Annotated in this window: 12 protein-coding genes; 10 read left to right on the top strand and 2 right to left on the bottom strand. The window is 40.1% G+C overall.

Annotation, left to right across the window (positions count from 1 at the left end; all coding sequences use genetic code 11):
• Positions 1-85 precede the first annotated feature (85 nt).
• Positions 86-628 carry a hypothetical protein gene (locus tag L0657_RS14900; protein WP_235151596.1) on the bottom strand — a complete coding sequence of 181 codons (543 nt, stop codon included), beginning with the start codon at positions 626-628 and terminating at the stop codon, positions 86-88.
• Between the two features lie 289 nt (positions 629-917).
• On the opposite strand from L0657_RS14900, the gene rpmG reads away from it, so the two are divergent.
• The 7 genes from rpmG to L0657_RS14870 all read left to right on the top strand — a co-directional run bounded on the left by rpmG (position 918) and on the right by L0657_RS14870 (position 5,815).
• On the top strand, positions 918-1,100 hold the full coding sequence (gene rpmG, locus L0657_RS14895; RefSeq protein ID WP_137341032.1) for a 50S ribosomal protein L33: 183 nt from the start codon (positions 918-920) through the stop codon (positions 1,098-1,100).
• Between the two features lie 92 nt (positions 1,101-1,192).
• On the top strand, positions 1,193-1,345 hold the full coding sequence (locus tag L0657_RS14890) for a DUF4295 domain-containing protein (RefSeq protein ID WP_090340287.1): 153 nt from the start codon (positions 1,193-1,195) through the stop codon (positions 1,343-1,345).
• 162 nt (positions 1,346-1,507) lie between these two features.
• Positions 1,508-2,467, top strand: coding sequence for a signal recognition particle-docking protein FtsY (gene ftsY / locus L0657_RS14885; RefSeq protein ID WP_235151595.1), 960 nt, complete (start codon positions 1,508-1,510; stop codon positions 2,465-2,467).
• 105 nt (positions 2,468-2,572) lie between these two features.
• Entirely contained in the window at positions 2,573-3,211 is a 639-nt protein-coding gene (locus tag L0657_RS14880) for a hypothetical protein (RefSeq protein ID WP_235151594.1), read from the top strand.
• Between the two features lie 222 nt (positions 3,212-3,433).
• A complete protein-coding gene (locus L0657_RS28170) occupies positions 3,434-3,739 on the top strand; it encodes a type II toxin-antitoxin system RelE/ParE family toxin (RefSeq protein ID WP_409015074.1) in 306 nt (101 codons plus the stop codon).
• 204 nt (positions 3,740-3,943) lie between these two features.
• Positions 3,944-5,254: a 30S ribosomal protein S12 methylthiotransferase RimO gene (gene rimO / locus L0657_RS14875; protein WP_235151593.1), complete on the top strand. Its 1,311-nt coding sequence runs from the start codon at positions 3,944-3,946 to the stop codon at positions 5,252-5,254.
• An 84-nt stretch (positions 5,255-5,338) separates the two neighbouring features.
• A complete protein-coding gene (locus tag L0657_RS14870) occupies positions 5,339-5,815 on the top strand; it encodes a DUF4293 domain-containing protein (protein ID WP_235151592.1) in 477 nt (158 codons plus the stop codon).
• Positions 5,816-5,902: 87 nt separating this feature from the next.
• Here the strand turns inward: L0657_RS14870 and L0657_RS14865 are convergent, their stop codons facing one another.
• Positions 5,903-6,877, bottom strand: coding sequence for an SIS domain-containing protein (locus L0657_RS14865; RefSeq protein ID WP_235151591.1), 975 nt, complete (start codon positions 6,875-6,877; stop codon positions 5,903-5,905).
• 93 nt (positions 6,878-6,970) lie between these two features.
• Here L0657_RS14865 and recQ point away from each other — a divergent pair, with 93 nt between their 5' ends.
• The 3 genes from recQ (at position 6,971) to L0657_RS14850 (ending at position 11,749) form a co-directional block, all read left to right on the top strand.
• A complete protein-coding gene (gene recQ, locus L0657_RS14860) occupies positions 6,971-9,181 on the top strand; it encodes a DNA helicase RecQ (protein WP_235151590.1) in 2,211 nt (736 codons plus the stop codon).
• A gap of 66 nt (positions 9,182-9,247) precedes the next feature.
• On the top strand, positions 9,248-10,537 hold the full coding sequence (gene purD, locus L0657_RS14855) for a phosphoribosylamine--glycine ligase (RefSeq protein ID WP_235151589.1): 1,290 nt from the start codon (positions 9,248-9,250) through the stop codon (positions 10,535-10,537).
• A gap of 15 nt (positions 10,538-10,552) precedes the next feature.
• Complete coding sequence (locus tag L0657_RS14850; protein ID WP_235151588.1) at positions 10,553-11,749, top strand: regulatory iron-sulfur-containing complex subunit RicT; 1,197 nt, start codon at positions 10,553-10,555, stop codon at positions 11,747-11,749.
• Positions 11,750-11,760 lie beyond the last annotated feature (11 nt).

The following is an 11,760-nucleotide window of genomic DNA, read 5'->3' as shown; positions in this document are numbered from 1 at the left end:
CAAATTCTTTAGCAAAGATACAAAAACGGGCCGTCCAGCATATGAACGACCCGTTTTTTCTATGTTAAACTCCCTAATCTCAAACTTACAGCGTATTGATCCACGTCGCGATGATCGCAATATCTGCTTTTGGAACATGCGACATAGGTGCCATTGGCGGGTAACCAGGCCAGTGCTCAGGTTTTGGAGCATGAACCAGTTCTATAATCTGCTCCACTGAATAATTCTTTTTTGCTACCTCTGCATAAGCAGGTCCGATCACTTTATCATAAGGATTATGACAAGCTAAGCAGGCATGTTTATTAAGCAAAGCTGAAACCTCTGCTGGAACCGCTTTCCGTCCGGCAGGTTTTGCCGCCGCAACAGGGGCCGAAGATGCAGTATCCGCAGCAGGAGCAGCCTTTGAAGAGTCAGCGCTTGCAGCAGGTTTCGTTTCTTCGGTCGCCGGCTTTTCAAGAGCATTTTTTCTTTCAGCTTGAAGAGCGGTTAGAGCCGATTCTTCACGTGCTTTGCTACCTGAGCCATAAAAAGTATCATACTGGGCTTTATCTTCCTTCGAAGAACAGCCGATCCAAATTGATGTAGCTATGGCGATAACTGCCAGAGAAGTACATTTTTTAAGTGCCATTTTTTTAAACATATTTAAAGTAATTCCGCCCGATTATCGATTTTCACGCATAATCTCTACACGAAGAAAGCAAGTTTGCGGCAGATTTTCCTAGTTTATATTATAAATCGTGAAATGACCCAAATTTAATATACAATTCAACATTTTGTAAATCAACAAGTTAAATAATTTTCAAGATGAAGAAATTCTTTAAATTTATTATTTATCTAAATTTTATTTGAAATAAGTTTTTTAAATAATATGAAATCTTCTTACTTTTGCAGTCCTATTTGTAAAACGATGTAAAGTAATGGCTAAGAAAGGTAATAGAGTACAGGTTATATTGGAATGCACCGAGCAAAAGACTACGGGTGTACCAGGAATGTCACGTTACATAACGACAAAAAATCGGAAAAATACGCCTGGTCGTATGGAATTGAAAAAATTCAATTCTTTCCTAAGACGTTATACTCTTCATAAAGAGATTAAGTAATTACTTTATATTTTTGCTGGCTTAACGTTGGCAATATGTCGTAATTACAATAGCATTTAATATATACAATAACATATTAACTATATACAGACATGGCAAAGAAAGTAGTTGCTACCCTGAAAAAAGAAGGCGGTAAATCATTTGCCAAAGTGATTAAAGCCGTGAAGTCTCCAAAAACAGGAGCCTGGACCTTCAAAGAAGAAATGGTACCCGTAGAAGGTGTACAAGGTGCCCTTAAAAACTAAGGTTTCGTTCCTTATGTTTACGAAGGTTTTAATATAGATTGCCCGAAAAGTCCCACGAGGGACTTTTTTGTTTTATTTTTGGGTTCTAAAAACATTCATGCGGGAGTAATATGATACTTTTGGCATACTAAAAATATTAGATTTTAACCTATACATCTGATTATGAGTTTATTTGGGTTTTTTTCAAAAGAAAAAAAGGAGACGCTTGATAAGGGTCTTGAAAAAACCAAAGACAGTTTTTTCGGCAAACTTTCACGTGCAATCGTTGGAAAAACGACAATTGACGAAGATGTGCTTGATGAACTGGAAGATATTCTTGTAAGTTCTGATGTAGGTGTTGAAACGACAGTAAAAATTATCAAACGTATCGAGGAGCGCGTTGCGAGAGATAAGTATGCGACAACCGCTGAGCTGGATATTATTTTACGTGAAGAAATCGCTTCACTTCTGACAGAAAATAAATCGGTTGACGTAACTGATAGTTTTGAAACAGAACATTTGCCAAAACCTTATGTGATTATGGTGGTCGGTGTTAATGGCGTTGGAAAAACAACTACGATCGGAAAGCTGGCGCATCAGTTTCACTCGCGCGGGCATAAAGTTGTTTTGGGCGCTGCCGATACTTTTCGTGCTGCGGCTGTTGAACAATTAAAGCTTTGGGGTAAACGCGTTGACGTTCCGGTAATCGATCATGGAATGAATACGGATCCATCTGCTGTTGCATATGATGCACTGAAACGTGGTATGGAAATTAAGGCTGATGTTATTATTATTGACACAGCCGGAAGATTACACACGAAAGTCAATCTGATGAACGAGCTGTCGAAAATCAAGCGCGTGATGCAGAAAATTATTCCTGATTCTCCACATGAAGTTTTACTTGTATTGGATGGAAGTACAGGGCAAAATGCTGTAATTCAGGCTCGTGAGTTTACAAAAGTTGCTGAGATCTCTGCGCTGGCTATTACCAAACTAGATGGTACAGCGAAAGGTGGCGTAGTTATTGGAATTTCTGACGAATTCAAGATTCCAATCAAATATATCGGAGTTGGCGAAAAAATGGAAGATTTGCAGGTTTTTGACCGAAGTGAATTTGTTGATTCTTTGTTCAAGAAAATCTGATTTTAACCACCGATAGCGTTTAAAGTTACTCCATTCCTTTGAAGCTTTTTTCATAACAAGTAAAACGTTATTTTGGACGATCGTTCATCAGATAACGCTGTTGTTATGAACAAGACGGATTCATTGCTGCTTATCTCTATATTTTTCGGAATATTTGGCTGGGCGATCTGGCAACTTCTGAGATATTCCGAGAATACTGTTGGGAAATACTCCCCCTTAAAAATTTCCCGGTCTTACGAGATAAGTGCTTTTCAGTATTTTACCAAGTTTGACAATCTCTTTTTCTACTACATTGGTCTTGGAGGGCTATACCTACTTAGTAAAGTCCCGGATACTTTCACTACTTCGGTTTATCTATTTGACTGGAGAAATTCCGCTTCAATTATTTTTATTTCCTTGCTCTTTCTAAGTCTTCCGTCATTTTATCTCTATCTGGATATAAATTACTGGTATCGCACTAAAAATATTAAACTCATTTATTACCCTGAGAGTAAAATTGTCGAAATCGATTTTCCTGAGAAAATTTATACCCTCGGTGAGGGCGATATTAAACACATTGAGGTCATCAGTAGCGGTGGTAAAATACAATTTGGATATTCTATTTATTCCCTAAAAAATGGAGAATCATTTATTCTCACCGATCGGGTACCAGGCACTTGGGCAATACGAGAATACTTTAAGAAAATTCTTGTCAAGTTTACTGAAAAGCGATTTCCATTAATAAAATCTGGATCATTTGTTTAATTATATCACCCGGCAAAAAATTTGTTTCAAACAGACTTAATTTCTACATTTGATTATGGGAAAATTAAAAACTTCAAAAAATAGTCTTGTAATTCCAGGTGCTCCAATGAGTGATCAGGAAATAAAAACTATGATTAAAGAGTCTGAAAATGGTCCTTTTCACACTTCACAAGAAGTCAATCAGAAAATTGAAAGGTGGAAGACGAAATACTCGAAGTAGTAATGAGTAAGCAGTCATTGCTAAGCTTAGAAGAAATATTCGTCTACGGTATTGAAACATTTTCTTTTGCTTCCGCCAGTGTCTTTCTAGATGAATTTAATTTTCAAATTCAGGATCTCTCCAGAAATTACCTACATCATCCAGAATGCAGATATTTAACAACTAAGTCAAAAAAATATAGAAATATACGACGCGGCAGTTATTTGGTTATATATAAAATTACACTTATCAGAGTTGAAGTGTTAAATATTATCCATTCCAGCAGAAGCATTTCCGCAATAAAGGCAACTCGAAAAATCAAATTATAGCATCTCTGGAATTAATAATTCTCAAATTAAAACTATTCTATCGCCCGATAGAAATTGCTATTCAATTTTTCACGAACTTTGCACCCCGTTTGACCGTTCATTATCAACTACTTCACAGGAAACTTTTCTGACTTCCGGTGGTTTGATGAATATCTATTCAATAAAAATTAATAGCTAAAAGCTAACCGCCGATGGCTACATCCTATGAAAACCAAAGGAATACGTACAAATAAAGTAAATATCGTCACGCTGGGTTGTTCAAAAAACCTGGTTGATTCGGAAGTCTTATATACTCAGTTAAAGGGAAATGGATTTGATGTAACGCACGAATCAAAAAAGGATAATTCCCAGATTGTAGTGATCAATACCTGCGGTTTTATTGATAATGCCAAGGAAGAATCCATTAATACAATCCTTCGTTACGCAGACGCAAAAGCAGCCGGAATTGTAGATAAAGTATATGTTACAGGTTGTTTATCTCACCGTTATAAAGATGAACTTTCAGTAGAAATTCCTACCGTAGACGCCTGGTTTGGAACAAATGAACTTCCTCGCCTGCTTAAAACCTTAAAGGCTGATTACAAACACGAGCTGGTTGGCGAACGTTTGCTTACAACGCCTACACATTACGCTTACATGAAAATTGCAGAAGGCTGTGACCGCCCGTGCAGTTTTTGTGCTATTCCAATTATGCGTGGCGGGCACGTTTCCCGTCCCATTGAGGAATTGGTAAAAGAAGCAAAATCATTGGCCAAACGTGGTACGAAAGAATTAATCCTGATCGCTCAGGATCTTACCTATTATGGTCTGGATATTTACAGAAAGAGAAATTTATCTGATCTGATGGCTCAGCTTTCTGATGTGGAAGGCATTGAGTGGATTAGATTGCAATATGCATATCCTGCCGGTTTCCCGATGGACGTTCTTGACGTTATGAACGAACGCAGCAACATTTGCAAATATCTGGATATGCCTTTGCAGGCAGGCTCTTCGGAGATTTTGAAATCCATGCGCAGAGGTATCACGCGTGAAAAAACGGAAGATCTGATCAATATTATCCGCGATAAGGTGCCTGGAATTGCTTTACGTACAACTTTAATTGTCGGCCATCCCGGAGAAACAGAAGCCCATTTTGACGAAACTTATGAGTTTGTTGAAAAAATGCGTTTCGACCGCCTGGGTGCATTCCAGTATTCACACGAAGACAATACGCATTCTTACACAATGCCTGATGATATACCGACAGAAATCAAACAGGAACGTGCGGACACGATCATGGAGCTTCAGCAGGGAATTTCTCAGGAATTGAACCAGCAGAAGATTGGAAATACCTACAAAGTTCTTTTTGACCGCAAAGAAGGGGGACATTTCATTGGCCGGACAGAATTTGACTCTCCGGAAGTTGACAATGAAGTTCTCGTTTCAGCCAGTCAGTATGTTCGTTTGGGTGATTTTGCCCATGTAAAAATCAATGCTGCGGAGGAGTTTGATTTGTATGGAGATGTGGTTGTATAATTATTCTTTTTTCAAAATTTTTCAAAATCTGCGTCTTTACTAATTTTGTCCAGTACAACCGCAAAACAATAATAATTTCAAATCATGTTGCAACGTATTCAATCTATTTTTTTGGCCATTACAATAATCGGAATGGGCGTTTTTGTATCATTTCCGGTCTGGACTAAAATAGCGGTCGGCGGAGAACAACAGGCTTCCCTTACCGCACTTAAACTTACGCACCAGCTTAATCCGGTTCAGTCTAATATTGACTCTGCGCTCTATTTACTTATTCTTGCCATCGTTATCGCGGGAGTAGCGGCCTTCGCCCTGATCAAATTTCGCAACCGTGTATTGCAATCTGCTTTATGCGCAGTTAATTCAATTCTGATGAGCACTTTGCTGGGTTTAGTCGTTTATCTTACTTTTTACAAAGCAGCGAAATTATTTGATCCGCAAATCCCGGGCGACTATACCATTGGCTTTTACGGACTTGTGGCAGCAATGTTGGCCAACGTAATGGCTAACCGTTATATCCGTAAAGACGAAAAGACAGTTCAGCAGTCGAACAGATTGAGATAATTCTGCATTTAGCAATAAATAAAAGGGTTTGAAATGAAAGTTAAACTTTCAGTCTCAAACCCTTTTTTGCATAATCATATTCTTCAATCAAACTAATCCTTCTCTCAACAAATCGTGTAAGTGAACAAAACCTTTTACGATATTTGCTTCAACAACAACGACATGCGTGATACTCCTTGACTGCATAATTTCCAAAGCTGTGACCGCGAAATCTTCCGGATCAACACAAATAGGAGAAGCCGTCATGATATCGCAAGCCCGCAGATGCAGTAATTCCTCTCCTGCATGTTGATTTAACATTCGACGTAAATCTCCATCGGTAATAATTCCCGCCATTTTCCCTTCGGCATTATTTACGGCAGTCACTCCAAGTCTTTTTGAAGTAATTTCCATAATAACCTGTTTCAGAGAAGCATTTTCATCCACAATCGGAAGCGTATTGTTGGGATAGATGTCACAAACTTTCAGATAAAGCCTTTTCCCCAAAGCTCCTCCCGGATGATATCGGGCGAAATCCTGGCGTGTGAAACCTCTCGCTTCCAGCAGGCAGATCGCGAGCGCATCACCCAGTGCCATAGAAACGGTCGTACTCGTTGTCGGTGCCAGGTTATGGGAATCGGCCTCAACTGGCGCGTGAGCGTTCAACACAAACTGTGAATGCTGGGCAAGATATGAATCTTTGTTACTTACCATCGCGATAATCGGCACTCCTGTTCTTTTAAGTAACGGAACCAGAACTTTTATTTCAGGCGTATCTCCGCTTTTTGACAAAACCATCACCACATCATTATCCTGAATCATGCCTAAATCGCCATGAATTGCGTCTGCCGCATGCATAAATAATGCAGGAGTTCCCGTCGAATTCAAGGTTGCCACGATCTTCTGGCCCACAATTGCACTCTTCCCGATTCCGGAAACTACGACCCTGCCTCCCGAATTTAAAATGGCATATACGCACTTTTCAAATTCTTCATCAATCCTTTCAACAAGATTCTGTAAAGCAATAGCTTCCTGCAGTATCACATTCTTTGCGATGGACTGAATATTTTTTATTAATTTCAAATCTGAATTACAGTTTTATTGAGAACGAATTCCAATTATTAAGATCAAAGGCAAAGATAGAGAACTTTGGGATATCCATTTTGTTGACAAAGTATGGTAAAGCAGGTTGATAATGTCGTTTTAGACACGTTAAAAGAAAGACTCAAAGAAATATTTGGTTACAGTCAGTTCCGGGGAGAGCAAGAAGTAATAATTCAAAACATCCTGTTAGGCAAAAATACATTTGTTATTATGCCAACCGGAGCAGGAAAATCGCTTTGCTACCAGTTGCCTGCACTGGTTACGGATGGTATGACCATTGTTATATCACCACTTATTGCGCTGATGAAAAATCAGGTCGATCAATTGACTGCGTTTGGTATTAACGCGCAATTCTTAAATTCGACGCTGACGAAGGCGGAAATGACCCGCGTAAAAAATGACGCATTAGACGGTAGTCTGAAGTTGCTTTACATAGCGCCCGAATCTTTGACGAAAGAAGAGAATCTGGAATTTCTGAAAAGAGTAAAAATATCTTTTGTCGCAATTGATGAAGCGCACTGTATTTCCGAATGGGGGCATGATTTCCGGCCGGAATACCGCCGCATTTACGGTATTATTGAGAATATCGGTAATCTTCCAATTATCGCTTTGACGGCTACCGCTACGCCCAAAGTTCAGCAGGATATCCGCAAAAACCTGCAAATGGAGGAAGCTGAAACCTTTAAATCCTCTTTTAACCGTAAAAATCTTTATTACGAAATACGCGCAAAAAAAGATACCAAGAAACAACTTATCCGATATGTCCGCAACAACAAGGGTAAGTCTGGTATCGTATATTGTTTGAGCCGCAAAACAGTTGAGGAAATTGCCGAACTGCTCTCTGTTAATGACGTAAAAGCACTTCCATACCACGCCGGACTGGACAGCAACACGCGTATGGCTAATCAGGATGCGTTTTTGAATGAAGAAGTAGACGTAATCGTTGCCACAATTGCCTTTGGAATGGGGATTGATAAGCCGGATGTTCGTTTTGTGATTCACTATGATGTGCCAAAATCGCTGGAAGGATACTATCAGGAAACGGGCCGCGCCGGACGTGATGGTCTGGAAGGTAACTGTCTGATGTTTTACAGCTACGACGATATTCAAAAGCTGGAAAAATTCAATAAAGACAAAACGGTTACCGAACGAGACAACGCACGCCATTTGTTAAATGAAATGGTAGCTTATTCGACTTTGGGTGTTTGCCGCAGAAGACAGCTTTTAAGTTATTTTGGAGAGTATCTTGATAAGGATTGCGGCTTCTGTGACAATTGTCTGAAACCGACGGAGAAAAGAAAAGTTCAGGAGGAGGTCGTACTGGTTCTTCGTGCAGTTCAATTGACTGAGCAGCGTTTTGACGGAGATCATATTACTGATCTGATCACGGCGACAGATAATCAGTATGTCCGCAGTTATGAGCATGACAAGCTGGATGTTTTTGGCAAAGGGCTGGAAATGAATGAGTCGCGTGAATACTGGCTCTCGACAATCCGTCAACTGGTAATTTTGAATTATCTTGAAAAAGATCTTGAAAATTACGGTATTATCAAGATTGGTGAAAAAGGGCTTAATTACATCAATGATCCTTATCCTGTAACGCTTCACAAAGACCATAACTTCGAAGAAGAAGAGGTAAAAGTTGAAGATGACAGTGCAGATTCCGTAGCCGGCGGTAGTGCGCATGCATACGATGAGGCGCTTTTAGGTATGCTGAAAGCACTTCGTAAAAAAGTTGCAAAAGAAAAGGATTTGCCTCCTTATGTTATTTTCCAGGATCCGTCTATGGAAGAAATGGCGACTACCTATCCAACCACGCAACAGGAAATGGCCCAGATTAACGGGGTCGGGATGGGTAAAGTGCAGAAGTTCGGTCGTCAATTTATTGATCTGATCACGCGGTATGTAGAAGAGAATGATATTGAAACGGCGAAGGATGTCGTAATTAAATCGACCGTCAACAAATCCAAGATCAAGATTTTTATCATTTCGCAGGTTGACAGAAAAGTTAGTCTGGACGAGATCGCTGATGTAAAAGATATGGCCCTGAGCGATATCATTGAAGAAGTTGAACATATTTGTTATTCTGGAACAAAATTAAATCTTGACTACTATATTAATCAGGTCATTGATAAAGAAAGACAGCAGGATATTTATGATTATTTCATGAATGCTGAAACAGATAACATTGCAGCCGCATTAGATGAATTTTCGAACGACGACGTTAGCGAAGAGGAATTAAGGTTGATGCGTATTAAGTTTTTATCGGAATTGGCAAACTAGTTCACATACAGGCAAGGAATTTGCCTGTTACCCTAACAGTCTGTCAGAATTATTTTTATCAAAGTTATGAATATACTTATATTGGGCTCAGGAGGCCGAGAGCACGCTTTTGCCTGGAAAATAGCCCAAAGCCCTCTTTGTGACAATTTGTTTGTAGCACCGGGAAACGCCGGTACTGCGGAAATAGCAACAAACCTGCCGATTTCGTACAATGATTTTGATTCGGTTGCAGCAGCTGTTATTGAAAATGAAATCGAATTGGTGATTGTAGGGCCGGAAGAACCTTTGGTAAATGGCGTTGTTGATTATTTTGAAAGCCGCCCTGATCTTAGTAAAATAAAAATAATCGGGCCTAATAAGGCCGGTGCACAACTGGAAGGGAGCAAGGATTTTTCCAAACAGTTTATGCAGAAATACGGAATCCCGACTGCTTCATCCCGAACTTTTACGGCTGAAACTCTGGAAACCGGACTTGAATATCTTGAAAGCCATCCGTTGCCAATTGTGTTGAAAGCGGACGGTCTTGCGGCCGGAAAAGGTGTGATCATTGCCGAGAAACATAAGGATGCGCAAGATGCATTCACGGAGATGCTTGTTGATGGTAAATTTGGATCGGCAGGAAATAAAGTTGTTATTGAGCAATTCCTCAAAGGAATAGAATTGTCAGTGTTTGTGCTTTGTGATGGAGAGAACTATAAAATCTTGCCGGAAGCAAAGGATTATAAGAGAATTGGAGAAAACGATACCGGACTTAATACCGGAGGAATGGGTGCCGTTTCACCTGTTGCTTTCGCGGATGCTAATTTTTTAAGAAAAGTTGAAGAAAAAGTTGTTAAGCCAACACTTCACGGTTTAAAAAGTGAAGGAATTAAATATGTAGGATTCATATTTATCGGTTTAATGAATATCAAAGGTGAACCTTACGTTATTGAATACAATGTGCGTATGGGCGATCCTGAAACAGAAGTAGTTTTGCCACGTATTCAGTCTGATTTCCTTATACTTCTGGCAGCAACCGCTAAAGGTACTTTACAGGATATCGAAATGAATATCTCCCCTCAGGTCGCAGTGACGACTGTTCTGGTATCTGGTGGATACCCGGGAGATTATGAAACAGGCAAAGTAATTTCCGGAAAGGAAAAGGTTGAAGATGTATTTCTGTTTCATGCAGGAACTACATTTAATGCAAATACCGAAGTCGTGACGAATGGCGGCAGGGTTATGGTTTTGACCGGCGTTGCCAATTCGCTTGAAAATGCGGTTCATAAGTCGCAGCGTGCTGCGCAAGCTATACAGTTTGAGGGAAAATATTTCAGACACGACATCGGTATGGATTTAATTCGTTATAACTCTTGATGAAGACGATGAACTATGGGATGTGGATCATGTGCATCCGGCGGGTGCGGTACTAAAGAAGGATCGGCCGTCTCAGGATGTGGAAGTAATGGAACCTGTGGTACAGGTGGATGTAATAAAATGAACGTTTTCGACTGGCTCAGCCACATGGATGTGCCTGCAAGTCAGAAGTTTGACGTTGTTGAAGTAAAATTTAAAGGCGGACGAAAAGAATATTTCCGTAATATAAATCAGGTAGACTTTGTCACAGGTGACTACGTTGTTTGTGAAATGGCCTCCGGCCAGCATATAGGGACTGTGTCTCTGCAAGGTGAACTTGTACGCCTTCAGATGAAGCGTAAAAACGTTGCGATCAGTGATGACATTCATGTTATTTACAGAGTCGCCAACGAGAAAGATTTGGATAAACATACGCAGGCGATGGCAAGAGAAATGCCGACGCTATATCGTACACGGGAAATTATCCGTGAGATGAAACTGAACATGAAGTTATCTGACGTTGAATTTCAGTCGGATAATACCAAAACTACGTTTTACTATTCGTCTGAGGAACGTGTAGATTTCCGGGAACTGATCAAATCTCTTGCGTCTGAATTTAAGGTCAGGATCGAGATGAGACAGATCAGCCTTCGTCAGGAAGCGAGCCGCCTGGGTGGTTTAGGTTCTTGCGGACGTGAACTTTGCTGTTCAACCTGGCTTACGGATTTTAAGAATATCTCGACGTCAGCAGCGCGTTATCAAAACCTTTCGCTGAATCCTGCAAAACTTTCAGGACAATGTGGTCGGTTGAAGTGTTGTCTGAACTATGAGCTCGAAACTTATATCGATGCATTAAGAGATATCCCGACAATCGACGCGCCTTTGAAAACGAAAAAAGGGGTCGCAACGCTTCAAAAGACTGATATTTTCAGGAAGATCATGTGGTTTGGTTTTGAAAAAGACACAAACTGGTATCCGGTTGCGATTGATAAAGTACTTGAAATCATCGATTTGAACAAAAAGGATATTATCCCTGAATCGCTTGAAATTCTGACCCCGGAACCGGAAAAGAAAATCGAAAAAGGAGCGCAGTCGTTGAACAGCGATCTGGCCAACCTTGACCGCAAATATAGCGAGGAACAGAAAAAGAAGAAAAAGAAGAAAAACAGGAGTGGTAATAAAAACCGGGGTGCCAAACCACCACAGGCAACTACGCCTTCTACACCTCAATAAAAACAAGAAAA

Source organism: Dyadobacter sp. CY345, assembly GCF_021502725.1.
In the GTDB taxonomy this organism is placed as follows: domain Bacteria; phylum Bacteroidota; class Bacteroidia; order Cytophagales; family Spirosomataceae; genus Dyadobacter.
This window is presented reverse-complemented; position numbering and strand designations above follow the sequence as displayed.